Below are 26,519 nucleotides of genomic sequence, written 5' to 3' on the forward strand. Positions count from 1 at the left end.
ACTTTTGCAATTACAAGGTACGAAGCGCATCCTCAAGCGCTGTTTTTTGTTGGGTTTGGGCATCAATTTCTTTGATGATACGAGCTGGAACACCTGCTACTACAACGTTTTCTGGAACATCTTGGGTAACAATAGCTCCTGCTGCAACAACTGAACCACCGCCGATTTGGACTCCTTCAATAACCACTGCATTGGCACCGATAAGAACATTGTCTCCGACGCGGACTGGTTCAGCACTAGCTGGCTCAATCACACCCGCCAAAACTGCCCCTGCACCAACGTGGCTATTTTTTCCAACGATAGCGCGGCCACCAAGGATGGCACCCATATCAATCATGGTTCCTGCACCGATTTCAGCACCAATATTGATAACGGCTCCCATCATGATAACAGCATTGTCACCAATTTCAACTCGGTCACGGATAATCGCACCTGGCTCGATACGAGCGTTGATAGCACGTTTATCTAGCAAAGGAACTGCAGAGTTACGAGCATCTTGCTCGACAACATAATCTTGATTTTCTACCAAACCTTCAAGAAGCGGAGCGATATCCTTCCAGTCTCCGAATAAAACATTTCCTAGTTTGACAACAGAGCTTGGTACAGCAGTTGCGAGTTCTCCCTCAAAGGTTACTTTGACACTGGTTTTCTTTTCAGCATTGGCGATAAATTGGATGATTTCTTGGGCATTCATTTTTGTAGCAGTCATAGGCGCCTCCTGGTTCGTTATAATGATACCTATTCTACCAAAAAAGGCTTCAAATTTGAAGCCTCAACTATCAAATAATCATCTTTACTGGGCTTGTTTTGCTTCTTCTACAGATAAGAAAATCATCGGAACGATAATCAACACCATAGCCAAGGCCAAAAAACCATCCATGACCAATCCCCAAAAAAGAACACTTAATAAAGCTGAAGAAAGCGGTTCGCTAGCACTCACCACCGATACAACCAGCGGGGAAACGAGGGACACAGCCTTCATAGATAGGAAAAAGGCAAAAGCGGTGCCAAACACGGCAATCGTCAGACAAATCAGCACACTTACCAAATCCACTTGAAAACTTATCTGATAAATAGGATAAAGGAAATTACTAAAGAGCCCTGCCAGAATCATCCCCCAACCAACAGTCGGAACGAAACCGTAGCGCCGTGCAAAACGCTGGGGAAGGATAACATTAAACATGACCCCTACTGCACTGAGCAAACCTGTTACTAGAGCCAAAGGTGTCATGGATAACTGGGACAAGTCCCCTTTTGTAGCCATCAAAAAAACACCTAGCATGGCAATCAAAACATAGAAAACTGCTGTAATCGAAGCCTTCTTCTGGTAAACGAGGCGATTGTAAAACAAAATAAAAACGGGGCTGATAAATTGCAAAATGGTTGCCGTCGTCGCATTGGAATACTCAACGCAGAGATAGAAGAAAAACTGCACAGAAAAAATACCTAGAATAGCATAGGCTAAAAAAGGTAGATAATTTTTCTTATCACGCCAGATGTCCAATAATCGAGTGCGCAACTGAAAGGCCGATAAGCCTAAAACCAACCCTCCCGCTACCAGTAAACGCATAGAAGTAATCCATCCAGAAGACACTGGATAATGAGTGAAAAAATACTCTCCTAAAATCCCACAGATTCCCCAGATTAGGCCTGAGAGTAGCGAATATAGTGTTCCCTTAACAATCTTTTTCTGATAATGATTCATACTCCTATTGTAACACGAAACTAACAAAGAAAAAAGTAGCAACAAGGAGAAATTACTAACCTTGCTGCTACTCTATCTTAACGATTAAATAGACGTGAACGTCCTGAAGAGCCACTCTGAGTATTTCCACTCGAACTTGTTGTTCCCGAACTGCTACTTGAGCTTGGAGGAGTTACTGCAGGAATGCTTCCTAGAATATTCTTCCAAGCATTCTGATAATCTGCATCGCTTCCTCCAATAGCGAAGCGGTAGGTGGTTACTGGCGCCCCTTCTTTAGTAGCCCAGTAACTTGTTACGGTAGAACCGGAAACGTTAACTTCTTTGCCATTAATTGAAACCTTGCCCGGTTTCTCCCCTGTCGACTTGAGAACTTGTGACTTGGTCACACTTGAGTCAAGATTAAAGCGCTCATTCCCCCAAATGCCAGGTTTTGCTTGTTGAATAGCATTAACCAAGTGGGCCATATAGTTGGCATTGCGGTAGTGGCCCGCCCCTTTGGCTAGTGGGCGGTTGTCATCGTGACCTAGCCAGCCACCCAAGGTCAAGCGAGGCGTAGAAAGCATAAGCCACATATTCTCGTCTTCATTGGTTGTACCAGTTTTTCCAATCCAGTCGGCGCTAGCGAGGCTGGGATTGATGGTAGCCAAGTCTGTCTGGAAACTTGAGGTAATCCGAGATGAGATAACATCGCGAAGCAAGCTTTGCATGATGGTCGCTGTCGCTTTCGAATAAACTTGGACAGGTTTATCCTTATGTTCATAGACCACTCGACCATCTGTTGACTCGATCTTCGCAATCATATGTTTCTTATGGTAAACTCCGTTGTTGGCCAGAGTCTGATATCCGTTAGTATGCTGAGCAACTGTAACGTCAATTCCTCCACCCATCGGTAAACTCTCAATACCATATTCTGGGATTTCGTAACCCATTTTTTCCATATAGCCTTTAACATCAACACCCTTCTCTCGGAGTGTACGATAAGTCCAGTAGGCTGGAATATTCCATGAGTAGTTAAGGGCCTCCCCTAACGTCATCATCCCTGTACCAGGACTATTGACATACATGATAGGATTGCCGTTTGAAAAGTTGGTCGGATAGTTTGATAAGATACTTGCACTTCCCATCAGACCTTGGTCGATGGCAATACTGTAAGCCAATATCGGCTTAGTAGTCGAAGCAGGAGAACGTTTTGTGTCGATAGCGTGGTTATTCTGATTTTTTTGATAATTGCGACCACCGACAAATCCAAGAATAGCTCCCGTTTGGTTGTCCATGAGGACATTCCCCACCTCAGGCTGTCCTGTCGAATCATCTAGCAGATAGCCGTAGGTCGCCACTGCATTTTGCATCGCAGCATGAATATTTTTATTGATAGTCGTCGTAATCTTATACCCACCATTTTCAATTTCCTTAGTCGCTAAATCACGATAAGCTTTCTGGATGGATTCATTCTTTTGCTCTTGTACAGAAACATTATCTCTCTGAATCAGATAGTCATACATCCGATCAGTAGCTTCTGCCAAGGTTGCGAAGTAGAGATAGTCACGCGAAGTACCACTGACACTACCAGATGGTAAGAAGTCTTTCTTAAAGTCATAATCTTTGTACTTATCGTAATCTTCCTGACTTAGAGCCCCTGTCCGGTACATATTATAGAGAACATCTCTAGCCCGTTTGACCCCCAGAGCCAAATCCTCCTCGCTCTTCATACTACCGTCAGATTCATAAGGAGAGTAACTAATTGGGCTCTGTGGCAAACCTGCGATAAAGGCTGCTTGAGGGACCGTTAAATCCGAAGCCTTAACCCCAAAGATCCCTTCTGCAGCCTGTTGGGCACCTGCAATATTTTGGCCTTTATGATTGCGGCCAAAAGGAGCAATGTTAAGGTAGGTTGTTAAAATCTCATCCTTACCCATAGCTCGCTCTAAAGCTAGAGCATCAATGATTTCTTTAGCCTTACGAGCTAGAGTGGGAGCATCCCCCACCACTTGCTGCTTGATAACCTGCTGAGTCAAGGTCGAACCACCACTGGATGACCCCAGACCGACAAAAGTTCCCAAGGTCGCACGAATAACGGCCTTAGGCACGACTCCCTTGTGCTCGTTGAAATTCTCGTCCTCTGTCGCAATGATAGCCTTCTTAAGGTTGTCTGAGATAGCATCTGAAGCGACTGAAGTGCGCAACAAATCGCCCTCGATCGAGGCAATGGTACTGCCGTCAGAATAAGTGATTTCTGAGATAGAGGCAATATCCTTCACTTGCTTGACCAACTCTTCTGCTTGAGGGACTTGGGCCTTGTCAAATAGGGCAACTCCATAACCCATAGCCACCCCAGCACCAAACAGTCCACCGATAAAACCTAGGATAAAGAGAGTGTTAAAGACTATTTTAAACCCACTCAAAACCTTAGCAAAATTAGATCCTGCCCTTCTAACTTTATCAGAAGAGGTCCCCTTTTTATCGATTTTCTTATCTGCTTGTCTTTGTTTCCATTTAGCAGTTAGCTGCTGGAAAAAATGCAGCATTTTTGTTTTTAATTCATTAATTCTTTCTTTCATGAATGTCCTCGCTTTCTCTATTATACCATAAAAGGGAAACTTTCAATAAAATAGCCACTTTCTTCCCTATTCTACTAGGCTATTGTCCGAGTTTGTGATACAATAGGTAGAAACAATATTTTATAAAGGAGAAAAGACACATGCACATTTTTGATGAGCTAAAAGAGCGTGGTTTGATTTTTCAAACGACTGATGAAGAAGCTTTGCGCAAAGCCCTAGAAGAAGGTCAAGTTTCTTATTATACTGGCTACGATCCAACTGCTGACAGCCTTCACCTAGGCCACCTTGTCGCAATCTTGACCAGTCGTCGTTTGCAACTAGCAGGTCACAAACCTTATGCGCTCGTTGGCGGTGCTACAGGTCTCATCGGAGATCCGTCCTTCAAAGATGCTGAGCGTAGTCTCCAAACAAAAGACACAGTAGAGGGCTGGGTCAAGTCTATCCAAGGACAACTTTCTCGTTTTCTTGACTTTGAAAATGGGGAAAATAAAGCTGTCATGGTCAACAACTACGACTGGTTTGGCGGCATCAGCTTCATTGACTTCCTCCGTGATGTCGGAAAATACTTCACTGTCAACTACATGATGAGCAAGGAGTCTGTGAAGAAACGGATTGAAACAGGGATTTCTTACACTGAGTTTGCCTACCAAATCATGCAAGGGTATGACTTCTACGTCCTTAACCAAGAGCACAACGTAACGCTACAAATCGGTGGTTCTGACCAGTGGGGAAATATGACCGCAGGTACCGAATTGCTTCGTCGTAAGGCTGATAAGACTGGTCACGTGATTACTGTTCCACTCATCACAGACGCAACTGGTAAGAAATTTGGTAAATCTGAAGGAAACGCTGTTTGGCTCAACCCTGAAAAGACTTCTCCATACGAAATGTACCAATTCTGGATGAACGTCATGGATGCTGACGCTGTTCGCTTCTTGAAGATTTTTACCTTCTTATCACTGGACGAGATTGAAGACATCCGCAAACAGTTTGAAGCGGCGCCACATGAACGCTTGGCTCAAAAAGTCTTAGCTCGTGAAGTCGTGACTCTTGTTCATGGAGAAGAAGCCTACAAAGAAGCCCTTAACATCACTGAGCAACTCTTTGCAGGAAACATCAAAAACCTTTCTGTCAAAGAACTCAAACAAGGACTTCGTGGAGTGCCAAACTACCAAGTTCAAGCAGATGAAAACCACAATATCGTAGAACTCCTCGTCTCATCTGGTGTGGTTAACTCAAAACGCCAAGCCCGTGAAGATGTTCAAAATGGAGCCATCTACGTCAACGGCGATCGTATCCAAGACCTTGACTATGTCTTGAGTGACGCAGATAAGTTAGAGAACGAACTAACTGTTATTCGCCGCGGAAAGAAGAAATACTTTGTTCTTACATACTAAAAAAGCAGACTGGAGGCATTTGCCATCCAGTCCTTTTTTTGCTAGACTAAAACTATGAATACAAACCTCAAACCAAAACTTCAACGTTTTGCTACTGCGACTGCCTTTTCCTGCCCTATCTGCCAAGAAAATCTGACCTTGATCGAAACTAGTCTCAAGTGTAGCAATCGCCATTCTTTTGACTTGGCAAAATTTGGCTATGTCAACTTGGCTCCGCAAATCAAGCAATCTGCCAACTACGACAAGGAAAACTTTCAAAACCGCCAACAAATCCTAGAAGCCGGCTTTTATCAAGCTATTTTAGATGCTGTATCTGACTTGCTTACAAGCTCAAAAACTGCCACAACAATCTTGGATATTGGTTGTGGCGAAGGTTTCTACTCTCGAAAACTCCAAGAAAGTCACCCTGACAAAACCTTTTATGCCTTTGATATTTCAAAAGATTCCGTTCAAATCGCTGCCAAAAGCGAAGTCAACTGGGCAGTCAATTGGTTTGTCGGCGACCTGGCTCGTCTTCCTATAAAAGACGCCAGCATGGATATCCTGCTTGATATCTTCTCGCCTGCCAACTATGGGGAATTCCGTCGCGTTTTATCCAAAGACGGTATTTTGGTCAAGGTCATCCCAACTGAAAATCACCTCAAAGAAATCCGTCAAATGGTGCAGGACCAGCTGACAAAGAAGGATTATTCCAACCAAGATATTAAGGAACATTTCCAGGAACATTTCAGAATCCAATCTAGTCAGATTGCTTCCTTAACAAAACCTATCTCGGCTGAACAACGCCAAGCCCTGCTTGCCATGACGCCCTTACTCTTTCACGTTGACCATACCAAGATTGACTGGAGCCAACTGACAGAGATTACCATTGAAGCAGAGATTCTAGTTGGGAAAGTACGGTAAACAAATCTTTCAGATAAGACAAAAACCCGCACCTCTTTTTGAGGTGCGGGTTTAAATCGCGATTTTTCAACTGTCTATCCGAAAAGTGGAAAAAATTTTAACCTCTCCATTTATTTTCGATTCGAAATAACAAATTTATCAATAAATAGCAAGTGAAATGAGGCAAGTGATGCCCCATAACAACATCCATGAAAAGAGATTTCTTGATGAGTCAGTGGAAAGGAACTACTATTACCCATATAAAGGCATGACCAAATTACAAAAAGAATCCAAAATAAATCAGTCCATTTATATTTTGAAAAATATTTTTTCCACATAAAAACACCTTCTTTCCTGCAATCATATTATAACACTTCGTGTAAGCGGATACAAGCTATATGAGGTGATCAACTAAGAAGAAGCATGCGGTTGAAAGAGAGTGTTAAACCTTCAATACGTCTATGATTTCTCTTCTTTTACTTACAAGATTGGCTAAAATCCACATCATTCAAAAAAGCGAATTTCAATTGAAATTCGCTTTTTTTACAAAGTGATTAGTATAAATTTTGTATCTTAGTTCAAGTGCCAGATATCTTCGTTGTACTGAGCGATTGTACGGTCAGATGAGAAGAATCCTGCTTTGGCAATGTTAACGATGACTTTATCCAACCATGCGTCGCGATCTTCGTAATCAGCAAGCATTTGCTCTTTGACTTTAATGTAGTCTTCCAAGTCAAGGAGAGTCATGAACCAGTCTTTGTTGATCAATTCATTGTAAAGACGTTCCAAGCGTTCTTTCTTACCTACTGCAAGAACAGCATCGCTCACGATGAAGTCAACCAATGGTTTGATAGCTTTACGAGCGTAGAATTCGCTTGATTTGTAAGCTGCTTTTGCGTAAAGGTCGATAACAGTTTCTGAATCTTCACCGAAGATGTAGATGTTTTCGTCTCCAACCAACTCAGCAATTTCCACGTTAGCTCCGTCCATAGTACCAAGAGTCAAAGCTCCGTTCAACATGAATTTCATGTTACCAGTACCTGAAGCTTCTTTAGAAGCAAGTGAGATTTGTTCTGAGATATCACATGCTGGGATGAGGAAGCTTGCAGCAGTAACGTTGTAGTTTTCAACCATAACCACTTGCAAGTGTGGAGCTACTTCTGGATCATTTGCAATCACTTCTGACAAGCAAAGGATCAAGTGGATGATGTCTTGGGCGATTGTGTAGGCAGGAGCTGCTTTACCACCAAAGAAGACTGTGATTGGACGAGCAGGGATGTTGCCAGCCTTGATATCAAGGTATTTGTGGATGACATACAAAGCGTTCATTTGTTGGCGTTTGTACTCGTGAAGACGTTTGATTTGGATATCAAAGATAGAGTTTGTATTGATTTCCACACCTTGGTGATCTTTCAAGTGACGAGCCAATTTACGTTTGTTGTGAGCCTTGATGCTTTCCAATTTTTCTTTAACAGCAGCCTTGTCTTCGTATGACAAGAGTTTTTCAAGCTCATCCGCTTCATGGTGCCAACCACGGCCAATAATCTCATCCAAGTAGTGAGATAGTCTTGGGTTAGCATGCATGAGCCAACGACGGAATGTAATACCGTTTGTTTTATTGTTGAATTTTTCTGGGTAGATGTCGTAGAAAGCTTTCAACTCAGAATTCTTCAAGATCTCAGTGTGAAGAGCTGCCACCCCGTTTACGCTGTATCCATAGTGGATATCCATGTGAGCCATGTGAACACGGTCGTTTTCATCAATGATTTGAACAGCTGGATCTTTGTATTCTGCTTTCACACGACGATCCAATTCTTTGATGATTGGTACCAAGTGAGGAACCACTTCTTCCAAGAATTCAAGAGGCCATTTTTCAAGGGCTTCAGCAAGGATTGTATGGTTAGTGTAGGCAGTCATGCTACGAACGATAGAGATTGCTTCGTCAAGTTCGATACCACGCGCAGTCAAGAGGCGGATCAATTCAGGAATCACCATTGATGGGTGAGTATCATTGATTTGTACAACTGCGTAGTCTGCAAGGTCATGCAAGTTGCTTCCTTTTTCGATTGCTTCATCGATGATCAATTGCGCACCGTTTGAAACCATGAAGTATTGTTGGAAGATACGGAGCAATTCACCTTGCTTGTCGCTATCGTCTGGGTAAAGGAAGAGAGTCAAGTTGCGAGCGATATCTGTCTTGTCAAAGTTGATACCATCTTCGATGATAGAAGAATCAACTGAATCCAAGTCAAACAAACGCAAGCGGTTTTTAGTAGCTGTCTTGTAACCAGGTACATCGATATCGTAAAGAGTAGATGTCAATGTGAAGTGTGCAAATGGCACTTGGTAGCTACGGCTTGAGCGTACCAACCAGTTTTGCTCTGTCAACCAAGCATTAGGAATCGTTTCTTGTTGGTTGTTTTTAAGAACTTGTTGGAAAAGACCAAAGTGATAGTTCAATCCAACACCGTCACCATTCAAACCGAGTGTAGCGATTGAGTCAATAAAGCAGGCAGCCAAACGTCCCAAACCACCGTTACCAAGTGATGGCTCCAATTCTACTTCTTCGATTTCAATCAACTCTTTACCTGCGGCTGCGAGTTCTTTTTTCACATCGTCGTAAAGGCCGAGGTTAATCAAGTTGTTTGACAAGAGTTTACCAATCAAGAACTCAGCTGAGATGTAGTAAACTTTTTTCTTACCAGTATTGACTGGTTTTTGACTGCTAGCAAGCTTGCTGTAGTTGAGAAGAGCAAGGTAAAGCTCTTCATTGCTACAGTCTGCAATGGTTTTATTGTAACGCTTTTGTACAAATTCGTTTAATGGTAACATTTTTGTGTCTCCTGATATTGTCTTATTTCTTTAATTCTACCAAATTTTCATTGATTCGGCGATAAATTGTAGTCAAGTCAAGCAAAGTTTCTTCAACAGCTGGTGTGAGTTGATCAGCTGTCATACGCCATGACCAGTTTCCGCCAAGAGTAGATGGGTAGTTCATACGAGCTGACTCATCCAGTTCTAGCAAGTCTTGCATGGTTGCAATAGCCATGAAGCTAACTGATGAAAATACTGTGCGAAGCATTGCGTGTGGCACTGTTTCGTACTCTTTACGGTTGGTGTAACGAGCCATGTATTCACGAGTTGGATCGTCGATCTCATTACGGTACCAACCAAGGACTGTATTGTTATCGTGTGTTCCTGTGTACATAACAGAGTTGGCAGGTGCCAAGTGTGGACTATCTATACTTTCGTCTTCTGGGTTGAAGGCAAATTGAAGAATCTTCATCCCTGGGAAGCCAGTACGTTCGCGCAACTCGATAACCTCATCTGTCATGAAACCAAGGTCTTCTGCGATGATGTTCAGCTCACCAAGCTCTTCCTTAACAGCTGCGAAGAGTTTGTAACCTGGACCTTTCACCCATTTACCAGGTGCTGCTGTATCGGAACCAGCAGGAATTTCCCAGTAAGATTCGAAACCGCGGAAGTGGTCGATACGAACGATATCGTAGATTTTGAAGCTTTCGCGCAAGCGTTCAATCCACCATTTATAACCGTCTTTGTCCATTGCTTCCCAGTCATAGATTGGGTTCCCCCAAAGCTGACCGGTGACAGAAAACTCATCTGGTGGGCATCCTGCGATGCAGGTTGCTTTACCAGTGGCATCTGTCTTGAAGAGATGTGGATTTGCCCACATGTCGCTTGAATCTTCCGCAACATAGATTGGCATATCTCCAACGATCTCGATGTGGTTATCGTTAGCGTAGGCCTTTAATTTCAACCATTGTTGGAAGAAGAAGTATTGAGTCACACGGTGATAAACCAACTTGTCTGCCAATTTCTCACGGTAGCTTTCAAGTGCTGAAGCTTTACGCGCACGAGCATCTGCATCTGGCCATTCTGTCCAAGCAAGATTGTCAAAATGCTCTTTGATAGCCATATACTCTGCGAAGAGTTCGAGCCATGATTGGTTGTCTTGAGCAAACTTCTCAAAATCTTTGACATCACCCACTTCCAAGAAGCGTTTAACTGCTTTTTCTAAAAGCGGACGACGTGCGTAATAAATCTTCGCATAGTCAACTTCAGATGCATCGCTACCAAAGTCAACACCTTCAAGGTCACTAGCTTCGAGCAAGCCTTGCTCTACCAAGATATCAAGGTCGATAAAATGCGTATTTCCAGCAAAGGCTGAGAATGATTGGTATGGAGAATCTCCATAGCTTGTTGTCCCAAGAGGGAGGATTTGCCAGTAACGTTGCTTGGTACGAACCAAGAAATCAACGAAATCATAGGCAGTCTGACCAAATGATCCAATCCCGTATGCTCCTGGTAGAGAAGAGATGTGCATCAACACACCACTTTGACGTTTTTTCATAATAGCACCTCATGTGTTTGTTATAAAACGTTGCGCAATTAAAGCGCAAACGTTTGCGTTAAGTTAAGTATAGCGTATTTTAAACACAAATGCAAGCGTTTTTAAAAATTTTTTTGAATTATTTTTATCTAACCAAAACTTATTCCCACTGATATTTTATGAAATGAACGAAAAAATTTTTAAAGATTTTCTGATTTAAGATAATTCATTCCGAACATCTCCTATATTTTCTGAAAATCGGGCTAAATTAACGCAATCGTTTCCCTTGGTTTTCACAAAATAAGAAAATCAACGTTTAGGATGTTTTCTTCCTATTAAAGGCAATCATCTCCACTTCCAAACCTTAAAAATTTTTTAAAATTTTTTCAAAAAAACCTTGCAACCGTTTTCTATTTGTGCTATACTAAGCTCATAAAGGAAAACGTTTGCGTTTCCCGAATAAATTATAACTGTTATTCTTTAGGAGGAATACACTATGTCATCTAAATTCATGAAGAGCGCTGCTGTGCTCGGAACTGCTACTCTCGCTAGCTTGCTCTTGGTAGCTTGCGGAAGCAAAACTGCTGACAAAGCAGCTGATACTAGCTCTTCAGAAGCAAAAGAACTTACTTTCTACGTTGAAGACCAATATAAAGCCTTCGCTGAATCTGCTGCAAAAGCTTATGAAAAAGAATCTGGCGTAAAAGTTACTATCAAAACAGGAGACCAAATGGGTGGTCTTGATAACCTTTCACTTGACAACCAATCTGGTAAAGCTCCTGATGTTATGATGGCTCCATACGACCGTGTAGGTAGCCTTGGTACTGATGGACAACTTTCAGAAGTTACTCTTAGCGACGGTGCAAAGACAGACGATAAAACAAAATCACTTGTAACGGTTGGTGGTAAAGTCTATGGTGCTCCAGCTGTCATCGAATCACTCGTTTTGTACTATAACAAAGATTTGCTTAAAGAAGCTCCTAAAACATTTGCTGATTTGGAAAACCTTGCTAAAGACAGCAAATACGCTTTCGCTGGTGAAGATGGCAAAACAACTGCCTTCCTAGCTGACTGGACAAACTTCTACTACGCATACGGACTTCTTGCTGGTAATGGCGGTTATGTATTTGGCCAAAACGGTAAAGATCCTAAAGACATCGGTCTTGCAAACGACGGAGCAATCAAAGGTATCGAATATGCTAAATCTTGGTACGAAAAATGGCCTAAAGGTATGCAAGATACTGAAGGAGCTCCAAACTTAATCCAAACTCAATTCCAAGAAGGTAAAACTGCTGCTATCATCGATGGCCCTTGGAAAGCTCAAGCATTCAAAGATGCTAAAGTAAACTACGGTGTTACGACTATCCCAACTCTTCCAAACAGTAAAAACTATGAAACATTTGGTGGTGGTAAAGCTTGGGTTATCCCAGCAAGCACTAAGAACCTTGAAGGCGCTCAAAAATTTGTGGACTTCCTTGTATCAACTGAACAACAAAAAGCGTTCTACGACACTACAAACGAAATCCCAGCTAATACTGAAGCTCGTACTTATGCTGAAGGCAAAAAAGATGAGTTGACAACAGCCGTGATTGAACAGTTCAAAAACGCTCAACCAATGCCAAACATCTCTCAAATGTCAGCTGTTTGGGACCCAGCTAAAACAATGCTCTTTGAAGCTGTAAGTGGTACGAAAGATGCGAAAACAGCTGCTAACGATGCTGTAACATTGATTAAGGACACAATCAAACAAAAATTTGGTGAATAATTGATTTGTTCAAGGGGGGTGGAAGCAAAATCCCCCTTTGAATTTATAGATACGCCTATTATCATACGCACGTATCTTACGATTGAATCCGAGTTTTATCTCGCATCCTATGAAAGGAGTAATCATGGAAAAACAACAGCCTCGCAAAGCGGCCTTGCTGTCAATCATTCCTGGTTTAGGACAAATTTATAACAAACAAAAAGCTAAAGGATTTATTTTCCTTGGTGTTACCGTTTTATTTGTTCTGTATTTTCTAACACTTGCAAGCCCTGAATTGAGCAATCTGATCACACTTGGTGAAAAGCCCGGTCGTGATAATTCACTTTTCATGCTGATTCGTGGTGCTTTCCATTCTATCTTTGTTGTCGTTTACTTACTCTTTTATATCTTTAATATCAAGGACGCACATACGACTGCTAAACGTATCAACAACGGTATTCCTGTAGCTCGTACCTTTAAGGATATGATTAAAGGTATTTATGAGAATGGATTCCCATACCTTTTGATTATCCCATCGTATGTAGCGATGACCTTTGCGATTATCTTTCCGGTTATCGTAACCTTGATGATTGCCTTTACCAACTATGACTTCCAACACTTGCCACCAAACAAATTATTGGACTGGGTTGGTTTGACAAACTTCACAAATATCTGGAGCTTGAGTACCTTCCGTTCAGCCTTTGGTTCCGTTCTTTCTTGGACCATTATTTGGGCCTTGGCTGCTTCTACCTTGCAGATTGTCATTGGTATCTTTACAGCAATCGTTGCCAATCAACCATTTATCAAAGGAAAACGTATCTTCGGTGTTATTTTCCTTCTTCCTTGGGCAGTTCCAGCCTTCATCACTATCTTGACATTCTCAAATATGTTTAATGATAGTGTTGGTGCTATCAACACACAAGTCTTGCCTCTTTTGTCTAAGGTTCTTCCTTTCCTAGATGGAGCTCTTATCCCTTGGAAAACAGACCCAACTTGGACTAAGATTGCCTTGATTATGATGCAAGGTTGGCTAGGTTTCCCATACATCTACGTTTTGACCTTGGGTATCTTACAGTCTATTCCTAACGACCTCTACGAAGCGGCTTACATCGATGGTGCTAATGCTTGGCAAAAATTCCGCAACATCACTTTCCCAATGATTTTGGCTGTTGCAGCTCCAACATTGATCAGCCAATACACCTTCAACTTTAATAACTTCTCTATCATGTATCTCTTCAATGGTGGAGGTCCTGGTACTGTCGGAGGCGGAGCCGGTTCAACTGATATCTTGATTTCATGGATTTACCGTTTGACAACAGGTACATCTCCTCAATACTCTATGGCGGCAGCTGTTACCTTGATTATCTCAATCATTGTCATCTCTATCTCTATGATCGCATTCAAGAAACTACACGCATTTGATATGGAGGACGTCTAAGATGAATAACTCAATCAAACTCAAACGTAGACTGACTCAAACCCTCACTTACCTCTACTTGATTGGCCTATCAATCGTGATCATCTACCCACTTTTGATTACCATCATGTCAGCTTTCAAGGCAGGTAACGTCGCAGCCTTTAAACTAGATACTAACATCGACTTCAATTTTGATAACTTTAAAGGACTCTTTACTGAAACCTTATACGGTACTTGGTACCTCAATACCTTGATTATCGCCTTGATTACCATGGTTGTTCAAACAAGTATCATCGTACTTGCTGGTTATGCCTACAGCCGTTACAACTTCTTGGCTCGTAAGCAAAGTTTGGTCTTCTTCTTAATCATCCAAATGGTACCAACCATGGCCGCCTTGACTGCCTTCTTTGTTATGGCACTTATGTTGAACGCTCTTAACCATAGCTGGTTCCTTATCTTCCTCTACGTCGGTGGAGGTATTCCGATGAATGCTTGGCTCATGAAAGGTTACTTTGATACCGTGCCAATGTCTCTTGACGAATCTGCGAAACTGGATGGTGCAGGACACTTCCGTCGCTTCTGGCAAATTGTCCTTCCACTCGTTCGCCCAATGGTGGCTGTACAAGCCCTCTGGGCCTTCATGGGACCTTTCGGGGATTACATCCTCTCTAGTTTCTTACTTCGTGAGAAAGAATACTTTACTGTTGCCGTAGGTCTCCAAACCTTCGTTAGCAATGTGAAAAACATGAAGATTGCCTACTTCTCAGCAGGTGCTATCCTCATCGCCCTTCCAATCTGTATTCTCTTCTTCTTCCTACAAAAGAACTTTGTTTCAGGACTTACAAGTGGTGGCGACAAGGGATAATCTATCCCCGCCACCCTTTTTCATTTTATACTCTTCGAAAAACTCTTCAAACCACGTCAGCTTTATCTCCAACCTCAAAGCTGTGCTTTGAGCAACCTGCGGCTAGCTTCCTAGTTTGCTCTTTGATTTTCATTGAGTATTAGCGATGTTACTGTAAATAATATCCTTGCGACAAGCATTTTGTCTCCTAGACTTGAAATAAAACACATTTCTCTATATAATAATACTCATATAGAAAACACTTTTAGAAAGATGCCTATGCTTCCATATCCATTCTCGTATTTCTCTAGTATCTGGGGATTTCGTAAGCCCCTATCAAAACGTTTCGGCCTCAATTGGTTTCAGCTTCTCTTTACGAGCATTTTCCTCATCAGCTTGTCTATGGTTCCGATTGCCATTCAAAACAGCTCACAGGAAACGTATCCACTGGATACCTTTATCGATAATGTTTATACACCGCTGACAGATGAAGCCATCATGGATTTGTCAGAGAATACACAAATCGTTGATGGAAAGCTGAACTACTCCGGTACGAAGAATCATCAGCCTTCTCTTTTAATTGGTCCAAGCCAAAGCAAGGAATTTCCAAAGGACTTGCAACTTCATTTTGATACGGAAGAACTCGTCATCAGCAAGGAAAGTAAGGAGCTGACTCGTATTCGCTACCACGCGATTCAAACGGAGAGTTTCCAGAGTAAGGAAGATCTTACCCAGGCCATTTCTAAAGACTGGTATCAACAAAACAGAGTCTATATTAGTCTCTTTCTCGTCCTTGGTGCAAGCTTCCTCTTTGGATTGAATTTCTTCATTGTCTCTCTTGGAGCTAGCTTTCTCCTTTATATCACCAAAAAATCACGCCTCTTTTCATTTAGAACTTTTAAAGAGTGCTACCATTTTATCTTGAACTGTTTAGGATTACCCACTCTGATTACGCTTATTTTGGGACTTTTTGGCCAAAATATGACAACCCTTATCACTGTACAAAACATTCTTTTTGTTCTGTATCTGGTCACTATTTTTTACAAGACACATTTCCGTGATCCAGATTATCATAAATAGGAGATTTTTATGCCCGTTACGATTAAAGATGTGGCCAAAGCAGCAGGTGTCTCACCTTCAACTGTTACCCGCGTCATTCAAAATAAATCAACGATTAGTGATGAAACCAAAAAACGAGTTCGCAAGGCTATGAAGGAGCTCAACTACCATCCCAATCTCAATGCTCGCAGCTTGGTAAGTAGCTATACTCAGGTTATCGGCCTGGTGCTTCCTGACGACTCGGATGCCTTTTACCAAAATCCTTTCTTCCCATCTGTCCTACGAGGGATCGCCCAAGTGGCATCTGAGAACCACTATGCTATTCAGATTGCAACGGGGAAAGATGCAAAAGAGCGGCTCAAGGCTATTTCCCAGATGGTCTATGGTAAGCGTGTAGATGGTTTGATTTTCCTCTATGCCCAAGAAGAGGATCCTTTGGTTAAGCTAGTAGCAGATGAGCAATTTCCTTTCCTTATCTTAGGTAAATCTCTATCTCCCTTCATTCCGCTTGTTGATAATGACAATGTCCAGGCTGGTTTTGATGCGACAGAATATTTCATCAAAAAAGGATGCAAGCGAATTGCTTTTATCGGAGGAACCAAAAAACTTTTCGTAACACAAGATCGTCTAATGGGTTATGAGTTAGCTCTTAAACAATACCAACTTCCTATTGATCCAAATCTGACCTACTTTGCGACCGAATTTCTTGAAGATAATGGTTATCGCTTTAGTAAACTTCTCTTCGAACATGATCCAAATATTGATGCTATTATTACTATTGATAGCCTTCTTGCTGCAGGGGTCTGTGATTACATCGCAAAACACCAACTGGATGTCCCTGTCCTCAGCTTTGACTCGGTCAACCCTAAACTGAACTTGGCAGCCTATGTGGATATCAATAGCTTGGAACTTGGACGTGTTTCCTTTGAAACCATTCTCCAGATAATCAACGATGCCAAAAACAATAAACAAATTTGTTACCGCCAGTTGATTGGGCACAAAATTATCGAAAAATAAAGACCAGCCCCAGTAAACTGCACCCCAAAAGTTAGACAGAAAAAATCTAACTTTTGGGGTGTTTTTATTATGAAATTGAGTTATGAAGATAAAGTTCAGATCTATGAACTTATAAAACAAGGATATAGCTTAGAGAAGCTTTCAAATAAATTTGGGATAAACAATTCTAATCTTAGATCCATGATTAAATTGATTGATCGTTACTATTCTCCTGAATTAAAACAAGAAATGGTTGAGAAAGTTCTATTGGAAGAACGTTCGCAAAGAAGTGTTAGTCTTGATTATGCCCTCCCAAACCAAGGAATGCTTTCAAATTGGCTAGCACAATACAAGAAAAACGAGTATACTATTGTTGAGAAAACAAGAGGGAGAGTACCTAAAATGGGACGTAAACGGAAGAAAACTTGGGAAGAAATGACAGAATTAGAACGACTCCAGGAGGAAAATGAACGCTTACGGACTGAGGTGGCCTACCTAAAAAAGTTAAAAGAGTTAGAGGAAAGGGACGAAGCCCTAGAGCGAGAAAGGCAGAGACAGTTAGAGAAATGGTTTCAGGAGGATTTCGACTAGATTTACTTCTTGAAGCGGCTCGTTTACCTTGCTCAACTTACCACTATCAGTTGAAGCAACTAGATGGGCTTGACAAAGATAAAGAGCTTAAAATCGAAATTCAGGCCATTTATAATGACCATAAAGAAAATTATGGCTATCGGAGAATTACTCTTGAACTAAGAAATCGTGGTTTTGTAGTGAATCATAAGAAAGTTCAACGTCTGATGAAAATCCTTGGTTTAAATGCTCGAATTCGCCGTAAACGAAAGTATTCTTCCTACCAAGGAGAGATTGGCAAGAAAGCAGAGAATCTGATTCAACGTCAGTTTGAAGCATCAAGGCCAATGGAAAAGTGCTATACGGATGTGACAGAGTTTGCCATTCCAAATAGCACACAGAAATTGTATTTATCGCCAGTTTTAAATGGCTTTAATAGCGAAATTATCGCCTGTAATCTTTCTTGTTCTCCTAATTTAGAACAAGTGAAAGCTATGCTGGAGCAGGCCTTTACAGAGAAATACTATGAGAATACGAGTCTCCATAGTGATCAAGGATGGCAATGCCAACACGATTCTTATCACAGGTTTTTAGAGAGTAGAGTAAGGGAATCCAAACATCTATGTCACGTAAAGGTAACAGCCCAGACAACGGTATGATGGAGTCTTTCTTTGGCATTTTGAAATCGGAAATGTTTTATGGTTATGAGAAGGTGTTTCAGTCGCTTAAGCAATTGGAACAAGCTATTGTGGACTATATTGATTACTACAACAACAAACGAATTAAGGTCAAGTCAAAAGGACTTAGCCCTGTGCAATACAGAACTAAATCCTTCGCTTAAATTATTTGTCTAACTTTTTGGGGTCAGTACACAGAGCTGGTTTTTCATGTCTAATTGTCTGTTTCTACGAATCGTCCTAGGATGTGGACATTTTCGGATACAGAGACAAAGGCTGTCGGATCGACCTGTTTCATGATGTGTTTAAAATCATTAAACTCTGCTCGCGTGATAACCGTAATCAAGACTGCTTTTCTCTCATGATTATAGGTTCCTTCTGCATCGTGGATCATGGTTGCTCCGCGGTGCAATTTTTTATGGATTTTTGCGATTACCTTGTCAGGATTATTGGTCACAATCATGGCCTGCATGCGTTTTTGCTTGGTAAAGACTGCATCTGTCACACGGCTCGATACAAAAATGGTAATCATGGAGTAGAGGGCGTATTTCCAACCAAAGGTCAAACCTGCTATCAGCATAATCATCCCATTTACCAAGAAAGAAATACTGCCGACATTCTTACCCGTTTTCTTTCGAATGGTGAGACTGACGATATCTGTACCTCCGCTAGAAATATTGTTACGGAGCGCAAAACCAATCCCCAAGCCCATGACAACACCCCCAAAAAGGGCGTTGATAATGGGATCCTCTGTCAAGGTCACAACTGGTACAAGCTGGATAAAGAGAGAACTCATGGATACCGTGATAAAGGTAAAGACCGTAAACTTATGCCCAATCTGATACCAAGCCAAAATCATCAACGGAAAATTGATAGCATAAAAGGTTAACGATATCGGAATATAAAAACCAAACCAGTGATGACTCAAGGCAGAGATAATCTGTGCCAGACCCGTCGCACCACTGGAGTAAACGTGTCCTGGTTGAAAAAAGAAATTGACTGCTACTGCTGACAAAAATCCATAGACCAGAGAAGCCGAGATTTTCTCATCATATTTTTCCCGAGAGATACTTTGTAAAACTCGTAAGATTTTTATCTGATAAGCAAAGCGGCGCAGATAATAGCGCCACCGCTTAATTTGTTTTGCTTGTTTCATCTTCTTCTACTTGTAAGCTGAGTTCCTCTAGTTGTTTGAGAGCGACTGTTGAAGGAGCTTGTGTCATTGGGTCAGTTGCCTTATTGTTCTTAGGAAAGGCAATGACTTCACGGATATTTTCTTCTCCTGCAAGCAACATGACAAAACGGTCAAGACCGATCGCCAAACCACCATGAGGTGGGAAACCATAGTCCATAGCCTCAAGAAGGAAACCAAACTGATCATTGGCTTCTTCCGCTGAGAAACCAAGAGCCTTGAACATGCGTTCTTGGAGTTCTTTTTGGTTGATACGAAGACTACCACCACCCAGCTCATAACCGTTCAAGACGATATCGTAAGCAATGGCACGAACCTTAGCCAAATCACCTTCTAATTCGTGAGCTGTCTCTTCCTGTGGAAGGGTAAACGGATGGTGGGCACTCATGTAACGACCTTCTTCTTCAGACCATTCAAACATTGGCCAATCAACCACCCAGAGGAAGTTGAACTTATCGTTATCAATCAAGCCAAGCTCTTTGGCAATACGGCCACGAAGGGCACCAAGGGTTGCATTTGCCACTTCAAGCGTATCCGCCACAAAGAGAACCAAATCCTTGTCTTCAAGAGCAAGTGCTACAGTCAAGTCTGCTTGAATCCCAGTTAAGAACTTGGCAACCGGTCCATTTAATTCTCCATCAACTACCTTGACCCAAGCAAGACCTTTGGCACCGTACTGTTTGGCTATTTCAGTCATCTTGTCGATGTCTTTACGTGAGTAGTTGTCCGCAGCTCCTTTAACTACAATGGCTTTAACAGCAGGTGCTTCTGAAAAGACTTTGAAATCAACACCTCTAACCACTTCTGTCAAGTCCTGAAGCAACATGTCAAAACGAGTATCAGGTTTATCAGAACCATAAAGAGCCATCGCATCGTCGTATTTCATACGAGGAAATGGAAGCGTTACTTCGATGCCTTTGGTTTCTTTCATCACGCGCGCAATCAAGCCTTCTGTGATATCTTGGATTTCTTGCTCCGTAAGGAAAGACGTTTCCAAGTCGACCTGGGTAAACTCAGGCTGGCGGTCACCACGCAAGTCCTCGTCACGGAAACATTTGACGATTTGGTAGTAACGATCAAAACCAGCATTCATCAAAAGTTGCTTGGTAATCTGTGGACTTTGAGGAAGAGCGTAGAAATGCCCTTTATTGACACGAGATGGCACCAAATAGTCACGCGCCCCTTCTGGCGTTGACTTCGAAAGGAATGGCGTCTCCACATCGATAAATTCCAGCTCATCCAAGTAGTTACGGATAGAGTGGGTCACTTTAGCACGAAGTTTGAGATTTTCTAACATCTCTGGACGACGAAGGTCAAGGTAACGGTAACGCAAACGCGTATCGTCATTGGCCTCAATACCATCTTTAATCTCAAAAGGTGTTGTTTTGGCTGTATTAAGCACCGTCAAAGCTGTCACGTCCAACTCAACTGCACCAGTTGGCAACTTATCATTGGCTTGCTCACGCGCAACGACTTGACCAGTCACCTCAATGACAAACTCACTACGAAGGCTTTCAGCTGTTGCCATGACTTCAGCTGAGACCTTCTCGGGGTTGATGACCAACTGCATGATTCCTTCACGGTCACGAAGATCGATAAAGATCAATCCGCCAAGGTCACGACGACGGGCAACCCATCCTTTCAAGGTGATTTCTTGTCCGATGTGTTCCTCACGAACACGACCAGCATACATACTACGTTTCATTGTTTCTCTCCTCTTTTATTCTGTTACTATTTTACCATAAAAGCGCAGGCTCTTCATGAAAATCAGCAGAAAAGTTTGATTGACTTTAGGAATCAAAACAAACAGATAAAAAATCCGATGAAAACGTCATCGGATTCTCTGATTATGATTCTTAACCTTTTTTACGCTTTTCAGCAATCTCAGCTGCCTTTTTAGGTAGAACAATTTCCGTCGCATAAGCCGAAGCAAAACGCAAGACACCTGCAATAGGCGCAAAGACAACTGCTAGATAGTTGTAAAAGAAGTCGCCTTTAAAGGCATAGGCAAGTGCCCCGATGATAAAGAAGAGAACGACCGCCTGTATCACTGCTAATAAAATTACTCGTTTCATGTGACCTCCTGACTCTATTATAGCATGAGTATCATCAAAAAGCCGATTAAATTATTCAAAGCGTGTAAAGAAATGCTGTAAAGAAGACCTTTTCGGCTCACATAAGCCAGTCCCAAACTCAATCCCAGACTAGCATAAACTAAAAACTGTTGCAAAGTCCCTGGAAAATGAATCAAGGCAAAAAGTACACTTGATACGAGGAGAAATAAAGCTGTCTGTTTGCCGTTGTTCTGCTTAGGAAAGAGATAGCGCGCCAACATCCCTCTAAAGACGAGTTCTTCCGTCAGAGGAGCAAAGACCACTACCATAAAGAAACCAAAGACAGGCTGAGCAACTGTCAGTTGTGATACGATTTGTTGATTGACCGACGGATCATCTGGCAAAAGGAACTGGGCTGTAATCGCCACTAGCAAAACCAGAGTTGGCAACCAAATATAACGATTAAAAACCGTCGTCTGGATGCTAACCTTTTCTGTCTGATACCATTTGTAAATGCCGTACACATAAACTCCAGCCAAGGCCACATAGAGCAAGGTAACAGCATATGGTGAAGCCCCTAGTTTCAAAGCTTCTACAGCCCCGCTCTGAACGGTACCATAGATAAACGAAAAAGATAGAAAGGCTAGAAAAAACCAGCCAAGATTTTTAAGTAAGTTCATATAGGCCTCCTACTTTCCTTTATAACTATTTTTCAATACAAAGAGACTAGTTAGTCCTAGCAAAAGGATCCATGCTAGCAAAAGAGCAAGACTTCTCAAAGATAACTCTCCGCCACCTTCTTTTAACAGACTTACCAAAGGACCAATGAAAGAATAGTCCAACAGTTTTTGCGCAGTTTCGTTTTGAATGGCAAGAACGGGCAAGAAAGAGACGGTCAGCATAGGAAAAATACTATACACTTGCGCCTTAGACTGGGTATCTGATACTGCACCGATAAGAAGATTAAGAAAGATTATACTGATGGTCGCTAGAATCAGATAGAGGCCATAGGTAAGAAAGTAGTTTGTCAAATCAACTTTAAGATATAGAGGTAGAACAACCATAGAAAGAAGCATCACGAGAAGAGGAAGAGCCATCATACTCATAGTATACTCTGTTGCTGTCACACCACTTAGTATGAGTGATTTAAGATTACGTTTTTCCTTATCCTCAGCCATCATAATCGATACCATATAACCACTTCCCATACTCAAGACCATCGTCAAACTCATAGAGAGGAGAAACATACTCAATTCTCCACTCTTGTTTAAGAATTCATTATACAGGATAGCAATACCAAAGGGCATCAATAATGTCGCTAGTAACGTTGAATTACTAATAAGAACTTGTAACCTTAACCAAAGAAGGGCATTTAATTTTCTAAACATCTAACTTTTCTCCTGTCAATCTAATAAAGATTTCTTCTAAAGTCGGTTCACAAGAATGAACAGCTATTAGATTTGTCGTATTCAAATGAGGCAATTCTTCAAAAGGAATCACTTGCTCGCGCCCATCTTGATAGCGTAAACGAACCTTTTTATCCTCATGGTATTTCTGGATAATCTCTTGTGGACTGCCATACTCAATCAAGTTTCCCTTATTTAAAAGAGAGAGTCGATCGCAAAGCAAGGTTGCTTCATTCATATCGTGAGTTGTTAAGAAGATCGTTGTCCCAGCCTGCTTCAGTTCTTGTAAGAGAGCATGAATTGATTTTGAGGTGGTAGGATCAAGACCACTTGTTGGCTCATCTAGAAAGAGGATTTTAGGGGCATTTAGAAGAGCACGAGCCAAGAACATTCGCTGTTTCATACCTGTGGATAGTTTTTCTGCGATAAGGTTTTTGGCATCTGATAACCCAACTTGATCAAGCACTGTATCTACTCTAGAAGTTTTAAGACCATATAATTTTGCATAAATGAGCAGATTTTTATAGAGGCTCATCTTTTCATAAAAACCACTGCTATCACTAACAATCCCGATTTGTTCCAAATCATTTGAAGTCAAATTTCGAGAGGACTTTCCTAGAAGAACGGTCTCACCCTGATCTGCAGCTAACTGCCCCGTCAGAACATTGATCATAGTTGTTTTACCTGAACCTGAAGGCCCTAGGAAGCCAAAAATTTCACCCTCTTGAATCTCAAAAGAAATATGATTCAGAGCTTTCTTGCCTCCAAAACTTTTGCTTACATTTTCAACACGAATCATAGGAACTCCTTTTACTTAAAGTAACGTTTTGTTTTGCGTAGCTGGTCAATATTGATATAAAGATGGATTACAATTAGGATAAGCAAGGCAACCAGCTGGGTTTCTTGCAGGATGGTTGATAGTACAAATAGTAAAATGTAAAGCGCAGGTAGTATGATTTGATTCAATTTAAACAGAGTCAAATAAGCATTCTCCATTTCTGCCTGCTTCTCTCCCTCATCATAACTGTTTAGAAAAGACAAAACTTCTTTTGGAGTCGAGAAAATAGATAGTTTATACTGGCGAATGAGAAAAATTGTTCGCACACAATAATTTGCAACAGCAAAAGAAAAGGACATTAAAACAAGTGAAAAGATGAAAAGATAAACATTCTCAATTACTGGAGAAGTGACAATTACTAAACAGCAAAGCATCGCAATCATCAAAATGTTCGAAGCAACTGTTCCATAGTCCAAGAAGCGATAAGCACTCACATATGCCTTTTCATTAGCTTCTTCCTCTTCTACTGTTTGGTAAATCACGTAAGCTTCACGACCCTTTCGAAGGTAGTACACAGCTAAAGCGAGAGATATTACTCCAACAATTGCAATAAGACCGAAAGAAGTATATAAAACTTGTTCGATTTGAATCTGATTGAATAGTCCTCTTAGAGCGAGACTAAGCATTCCCAGAAAGAAACCTAAAACCCCTGCTCCAATTCCAATCCATTTATGTTTGTGTTTCATTCCTCATCCTCCTCTATACGAAATACCGACTCGACTGGTTCATTGAATATCTGTGAAATCTTCAGGGCGATCACAACTGATGGGGTATATTCATCCCTCTCTAGCAGACTGATAGTCTGCCTGGAGACCCCTGCTAGCTTGGCAAGTTCGGTCTGATTGAGACCATCGCGAGCCCGAAGCTCTTTTAAACGATTTTTAAGCATTCCTTTCTCCTTTACTCTTAACTTGCTTATATTGTAACACATCTTTTTCTTTTTGACAATAATATTTGTCAAAAAGTTTATGATTTTTGTCATTTTGCAAAAGAAAAAGGTCAGGAATAAGATCCTGACCAGTTTGTCTGTCATTAAAATCCTAATTTTTCAAAGATTTCTGAGAAGTTTTGGCTGATTGTATCGAGCGTAACTTCCACTTCTTCTCGTGTTTGGTTGTTCTTAACCGTCACTTGTCCGCTTTCGACTTCACTCTCTCCTAGGGTGATGAGGGTCTTAGCCGCAAAGACATCGGCTGACTTGAACTGAGCTTTGAGTTTACGGTTGAGGTAATCACGCTCTGCTTTGAATCCTTGTTGGCGAAGAGCCTGTACCAACTCCAAAGCCTTGACATTTGCGTCTTCACCCAAGACTGCGATATAGACATCTAGAGCGTTCTCGATAGGAAGGGCCACACCTTGTTTTTCAAGGATGAGGAGCAGACGCTCTACACCAAGTCCAAAACCAAATCCAGCAGTCTCAGGACCACCAAAGTAGGAAACCAAGCCATCGTAGCGACCTCCTGCACAGACTGTCAAGTCATTGCCCTCGATTTCAGTGATAAACTCGAAAATCGTGTGGTTGTAGTAGTCCAGACCACGCACCATATTGGTATCAATGATGTAATCTACTCCAAGATTTTCCAACATCTGACGGACAGCATCAAAATGAGCTTGACTTTCTTCATCAAGGAAGTCCAAGATAGACGGAGCATTCTCTACTGCCACCTTGTCTTCTTTTTCCTTAGAGTCCAAGACACGAAGAGGATTTTCCTCCAAACGACGTTGGCTGTCCTTAGACAAGGTCTCCTTGAGCGGTGTCAAATAATCAATCAAGGCTTGACGGTAAGCCGCACGGCTCTCAGGATTTCCAAGAGTGTTGAGGTGTAGTTTGACACCTTGGATACCGATTTCTTTCAAGAAATGAGCTGCCATAGCGATGGTTTCCACATCGGTAGCTGGATTGCTAGAGCCAAAACACTCAACACCGATCTGGTGGAACTGGCGCAAACGACCTGCTTGCGGACGCTCATAACGAAACATAGGTCCCATGTAATAGAACTTACTTGGCTTTTGCACTTCAGGAGCAAAGAGTTTATTTTCCACATAGGAACGGACAACGGGCGCAGTTCCTTCTGGACGAAGAGTGATATGGCGGTCACCCTTGTCATAAAAATCGTACATTTCCTTGGTTACGATATCCGTTGTATCTCCGACAGAGCGACTGATGACCTCGTAATGCTCAAAAATAGGCGTACGCACTTCTGCATAGTTATAGCGCTTGAAAATCTCACGGGCAAAGCCCTCAACGTACTGCCACTTGGCAGATTCAGCAGGCAAGATATCCTGCGTTCCTTTTGGTTTTTGTAATTTCATAGGGAATCCTCTTTAAACTTAATAGTCTTATTTTACCATAAATAGAAGGATTAAAACAGTGAGAGGAAAAAATCTCAAGAGAGTCTTTTCAGAAAATTCATCAAAAACTTGCCAAATTGTCAGAATTATGAGAAAATAGAGGATATTTATCACGTGGAGGGACTGTTATGAGAGACGATATCAAAATCAATGACCGCGCTTTGGCCTTACAAGACCAAATTATCGAAAAACTAGAGAAGGTTTTTGATACAGATGTGGAATTGGATGTGTATAATCTAGGGCTGATTTATGAAATCAATCTGGATGAAACGGGTCTCTGCAAGACTGTCATGACCTTCACTGATACTGCCTGTGATTGCGCCGAAAGCCTGCCTATCGAAATCGTCGCAGGTCTGAAACAAATCGAGGGTATCGAAGATGTCAAGGTTGAAGTGACCTGGTCGCCTGCCTGGAAGATCACACGAATTAGTCGCTACGGCCGCATTGCCCTTGGGCTACCGCCTCGTTAAGCAGGCA

Annotated in this window: 23 protein-coding genes and 1 pseudogene; 9 read left to right on the forward strand and 15 right to left on the reverse strand. The window is 41.7% G+C overall.

Going from position 1 to position 26,519, the window contains the following annotated elements; genetic code table 11:
- Positions 1-10: 10 nt before the first annotated feature.
- The 3 genes from dapD to pbp1b all read right to left on the reverse strand — a co-directional run bounded on the left by dapD (position 11) and on the right by pbp1b (position 4,263).
- Positions 11-709: a 2,3,4,5-tetrahydropyridine-2,6-dicarboxylate N-acetyltransferase gene (gene dapD, locus FOA33_RS08615; RefSeq protein ID WP_221161313.1), complete on the reverse strand. Its 699-nt coding sequence runs from the start codon at positions 707-709 to the stop codon at positions 11-13.
- Positions 710-793: 84 nt separating this feature from the next.
- Positions 794-1,705: a DMT family transporter gene (locus FOA33_RS08620; protein ID WP_221161314.1), complete on the reverse strand. Its 912-nt coding sequence runs from the start codon at positions 1,703-1,705 to the stop codon at positions 794-796.
- 77 nt (positions 1,706-1,782) lie between these two features.
- A complete protein-coding gene (gene pbp1b / locus FOA33_RS08625) occupies positions 1,783-4,263 on the reverse strand; it encodes a penicillin-binding protein PBP1B (RefSeq protein WP_221161315.1) in 2,481 nt (826 codons plus the stop codon).
- A 140-nt stretch (positions 4,264-4,403) separates the two neighbouring features.
- On the opposite strand from pbp1b, the gene tyrS reads away from it, so the two are divergent.
- Positions 4,404-5,660: a tyrosine--tRNA ligase gene (gene tyrS / locus FOA33_RS08630; RefSeq protein ID WP_221161316.1), complete on the forward strand. Its 1,257-nt coding sequence runs from the start codon at positions 4,404-4,406 to the stop codon at positions 5,658-5,660.
- Positions 5,661-5,714: 54 nt separating this feature from the next.
- Positions 5,715-6,563, forward strand: coding sequence for a putative RNA methyltransferase (locus tag FOA33_RS08635; RefSeq protein ID WP_221161317.1), 849 nt, complete (start codon positions 5,715-5,717; stop codon positions 6,561-6,563).
- A 110-nt stretch (positions 6,564-6,673) separates the two neighbouring features.
- On the opposite strand, the gene FOA33_RS09315 is transcribed toward FOA33_RS08635, so the two are convergent.
- The 3 genes from FOA33_RS09315 to malQ form a co-directional block, all read right to left on the reverse strand.
- Positions 6,674-6,880, reverse strand: coding sequence for a hypothetical protein (locus tag FOA33_RS09315; protein WP_033587430.1), 207 nt, complete (start codon positions 6,878-6,880; stop codon positions 6,674-6,676).
- Between the two features lie 235 nt (positions 6,881-7,115).
- Entirely contained in the window at positions 7,116-9,374 is a 2,259-nt protein-coding gene (glgP, locus tag FOA33_RS08640; RefSeq protein ID WP_221161318.1) for a glycogen/starch/alpha-glucan family phosphorylase, read from the reverse strand.
- Between the two features lie 22 nt (positions 9,375-9,396).
- Positions 9,397-10,914: a 4-alpha-glucanotransferase gene (malQ, locus tag FOA33_RS08645; RefSeq protein ID WP_221161319.1), complete on the reverse strand. Its 1,518-nt coding sequence runs from the start codon at positions 10,912-10,914 to the stop codon at positions 9,397-9,399.
- A gap of 475 nt (positions 10,915-11,389) precedes the next feature.
- Here malQ and FOA33_RS08650 point away from each other — a divergent pair, with 475 nt between their 5' ends.
- From FOA33_RS08650 to FOA33_RS08675, 6 genes and pseudogenes are all read left to right on the forward strand, one after another.
- Positions 11,390-12,658 (forward strand): extracellular solute-binding protein, encoded by a 1,269-nt coding sequence (locus tag FOA33_RS08650; RefSeq protein ID WP_045618048.1) that lies wholly within the window; start codon positions 11,390-11,392, stop codon positions 12,656-12,658.
- 124 nt (positions 12,659-12,782) lie between these two features.
- On the forward strand, positions 12,783-14,075 hold the full coding sequence (locus FOA33_RS08655; protein WP_221161320.1) for a sugar ABC transporter permease: 1,293 nt from the start codon (positions 12,783-12,785) through the stop codon (positions 14,073-14,075).
- Position 14,076: 1 nt separating this feature from the next.
- The gene (locus tag FOA33_RS08660; protein WP_001065641.1) at positions 14,077-14,919 is read left to right on the forward strand and encodes a sugar ABC transporter permease; all 843 of its coding nucleotides are present in this window, start codon (positions 14,077-14,079) and stop codon (positions 14,917-14,919) included.
- 258 nt (positions 14,920-15,177) lie between these two features.
- A complete protein-coding gene (locus FOA33_RS08665; RefSeq protein ID WP_221161321.1) occupies positions 15,178-15,978 on the forward strand; it encodes a DUF1189 domain-containing protein in 801 nt (266 codons plus the stop codon).
- Between the two features lie 9 nt (positions 15,979-15,987).
- Positions 15,988-16,974 (forward strand): LacI family DNA-binding transcriptional regulator, encoded by a 987-nt coding sequence (locus FOA33_RS08670; RefSeq protein ID WP_001145418.1) that lies wholly within the window; start codon positions 15,988-15,990, stop codon positions 16,972-16,974.
- A 69-nt stretch (positions 16,975-17,043) separates the two neighbouring features.
- Positions 17,044-18,364, forward strand: a pseudogene (locus FOA33_RS08675) (IS3 family transposase).
- 50 nt (positions 18,365-18,414) lie between these two features.
- Here the strand turns inward: FOA33_RS08675 and FOA33_RS08680 are convergent.
- The 9 genes from FOA33_RS08680 to hisS all read right to left on the reverse strand — a co-directional run bounded on the left by FOA33_RS08680 (position 18,415) and on the right by hisS (position 26,003).
- The gene (locus tag FOA33_RS08680) at positions 18,415-19,356 is read right to left on the reverse strand and encodes a YitT family protein (protein ID WP_221161322.1); all 942 of its coding nucleotides are present in this window, start codon (positions 19,354-19,356) and stop codon (positions 18,415-18,417) included.
- The gene (aspS, locus tag FOA33_RS08685) at positions 19,334-21,097 is read right to left on the reverse strand and encodes an aspartate--tRNA ligase (protein ID WP_221161323.1); all 1,764 of its coding nucleotides are present in this window, start codon (positions 21,095-21,097) and stop codon (positions 19,334-19,336) included. Before aspS ends, FOA33_RS08680 begins: the two co-directional genes overlap by 23 nt.
- 151 nt (positions 21,098-21,248) lie before the next feature.
- Complete coding sequence (locus tag FOA33_RS08690; protein WP_000832176.1) at positions 21,249-21,467, reverse strand: hypothetical protein; 219 nt, start codon at positions 21,465-21,467, stop codon at positions 21,249-21,251.
- A gap of 17 nt (positions 21,468-21,484) precedes the next feature.
- Entirely contained in the window at positions 21,485-22,126 is a 642-nt protein-coding gene (locus FOA33_RS08695) for a CPBP family intramembrane glutamic endopeptidase (protein WP_221161324.1), read from the reverse strand.
- A gap of 9 nt (positions 22,127-22,135) precedes the next feature.
- On the reverse strand, positions 22,136-22,834 hold the full coding sequence (locus tag FOA33_RS08700) for an ABC transporter permease (RefSeq protein WP_221161325.1): 699 nt from the start codon (positions 22,832-22,834) through the stop codon (positions 22,136-22,138).
- A complete protein-coding gene (locus FOA33_RS08705) occupies positions 22,827-23,651 on the reverse strand; it encodes an ABC transporter ATP-binding protein (RefSeq protein WP_221161326.1) in 825 nt (274 codons plus the stop codon). The genes FOA33_RS08700 and FOA33_RS08705 overlap by 8 nt, the downstream gene beginning before the upstream one ends.
- 11 nt (positions 23,652-23,662) lie before the next feature.
- Positions 23,663-24,376 carry a DUF3169 family protein gene (locus FOA33_RS08710; RefSeq protein ID WP_221161327.1) on the reverse strand — a complete coding sequence of 238 codons (714 nt, stop codon included), beginning with the start codon at positions 24,374-24,376 and terminating at the stop codon, positions 23,663-23,665.
- Positions 24,373-24,579, reverse strand: a complete 207-nt coding sequence (locus FOA33_RS09320) for a helix-turn-helix transcriptional regulator (protein ID WP_000916948.1) — start codon at positions 24,577-24,579, stop codon at positions 24,373-24,375. The genes FOA33_RS08710 and FOA33_RS09320 overlap by 4 nt, the downstream gene beginning before the upstream one ends.
- A 143-nt stretch (positions 24,580-24,722) precedes the next feature.
- Entirely contained in the window at positions 24,723-26,003 is a 1,281-nt protein-coding gene (hisS, locus tag FOA33_RS08720; protein ID WP_221161328.1) for a histidine--tRNA ligase, read from the reverse strand.
- A gap of 167 nt (positions 26,004-26,170) precedes the next feature.
- Here hisS and FOA33_RS08725 point away from each other — a divergent pair, with 167 nt between their 5' ends.
- Complete coding sequence (locus FOA33_RS08725) at positions 26,171-26,512, forward strand: metal-sulfur cluster assembly factor (RefSeq protein ID WP_221161329.1); 342 nt, start codon at positions 26,171-26,173, stop codon at positions 26,510-26,512.
- Positions 26,513-26,519 lie beyond the last annotated feature (7 nt).

Origin of the sequence: Streptococcus cristatus (assembly GCF_019685515.1) — a bacterium.
Classification (GTDB): Bacteria; Bacillota; Bacilli; order Lactobacillales; family Streptococcaceae; genus Streptococcus.

Bases quoted from the DNA above. Each gene is read 5' to 3' on its own strand.
- FOA33_RS08695 (WP_221161324.1), bottom strand. From the start codon at position 22,126: ATGAACTTACTTAAAAATCTTGGCTGGTTTTTTCTAGCCTTTCTATCT.
- FOA33_RS08635 (WP_221161317.1), top strand. From the start codon at position 5,715: ATGAATACAAACCTCAAACCAAAACTTCAACGTTTTGCTACTGCGACT.
- FOA33_RS08660 (WP_001065641.1), top strand. From the start codon at position 14,077: ATGAATAACTCAATCAAACTCAAACGTAGACTGACTCAAACCCTCACT.
- FOA33_RS08670 (WP_001145418.1), top strand. From the start codon at position 15,988: ATGCCCGTTACGATTAAAGATGTGGCCAAAGCAGCAGGTGTCTCACCT.
- glgP (WP_221161318.1), bottom strand. From the start codon at position 9,374: ATGTTACCATTAAACGAATTTGTACAAAAGCGTTACAATAAAACCATT.
- FOA33_RS08710 (WP_221161327.1), bottom strand. From the start codon at position 24,376: ATGAAACACAAACATAAATGGATTGGAATTGGAGCAGGGGTTTTAGGT.
- dapD (WP_221161313.1), bottom strand. From the start codon at position 709: ATGACTGCTACAAAAATGAATGCCCAAGAAATCATCCAATTTATCGCC.
- FOA33_RS08620 (WP_221161314.1), bottom strand. From the start codon at position 1,705: ATGAATCATTATCAGAAAAAGATTGTTAAGGGAACACTATATTCGCTA.
- hisS (WP_221161328.1), bottom strand. From the start codon at position 26,003: ATGAAATTACAAAAACCAAAAGGAACGCAGGATATCTTGCCTGCTGAA.
- malQ (WP_221161319.1), bottom strand. From the start codon at position 10,914: ATGAAAAAACGTCAAAGTGGTGTGTTGATGCACATCTCTTCTCTACCA.
- pbp1b (WP_221161315.1), bottom strand. From the start codon at position 4,263: ATGAAAGAAAGAATTAATGAATTAAAAACAAAAATGCTGCATTTTTTC.
- FOA33_RS08655 (WP_221161320.1), top strand. From the start codon at position 12,783: ATGGAAAAACAACAGCCTCGCAAAGCGGCCTTGCTGTCAATCATTCCT.
- FOA33_RS08700 (WP_221161325.1), bottom strand. From the start codon at position 22,834: ATGTTTAGAAAATTAAATGCCCTTCTTTGGTTAAGGTTACAAGTTCTT.
- FOA33_RS08665 (WP_221161321.1), top strand. From the start codon at position 15,178: ATGCTTCCATATCCATTCTCGTATTTCTCTAGTATCTGGGGATTTCGT.
- FOA33_RS08680 (WP_221161322.1), bottom strand. From the start codon at position 19,356: ATGAAACAAGCAAAACAAATTAAGCGGTGGCGCTATTATCTGCGCCGC.
- FOA33_RS08725 (WP_221161329.1), top strand. From the start codon at position 26,171: ATGAGAGACGATATCAAAATCAATGACCGCGCTTTGGCCTTACAAGAC.
- FOA33_RS08690 (WP_000832176.1), bottom strand. From the start codon at position 21,467: ATGAAACGAGTAATTTTATTAGCAGTGATACAGGCGGTCGTTCTCTTC.
- FOA33_RS08705 (WP_221161326.1), bottom strand. From the start codon at position 23,651: ATGATTCGTGTTGAAAATGTAAGCAAAAGTTTTGGAGGCAAGAAAGCT.
- FOA33_RS09320 (WP_000916948.1), bottom strand. From the start codon at position 24,579: ATGCTTAAAAATCGTTTAAAAGAGCTTCGGGCTCGCGATGGTCTCAAT.
- FOA33_RS08650 (WP_045618048.1), top strand. From the start codon at position 11,390: ATGTCATCTAAATTCATGAAGAGCGCTGCTGTGCTCGGAACTGCTACT.
- FOA33_RS09315 (WP_033587430.1), bottom strand. From the start codon at position 6,880: ATGTGGAAAAAATATTTTTCAAAATATAAATGGACTGATTTATTTTGG.
- tyrS (WP_221161316.1), top strand. From the start codon at position 4,404: ATGCACATTTTTGATGAGCTAAAAGAGCGTGGTTTGATTTTTCAAACG.
- aspS (WP_221161323.1), bottom strand. From the start codon at position 21,097: ATGAAACGTAGTATGTATGCTGGTCGTGTTCGTGAGGAACACATCGGA.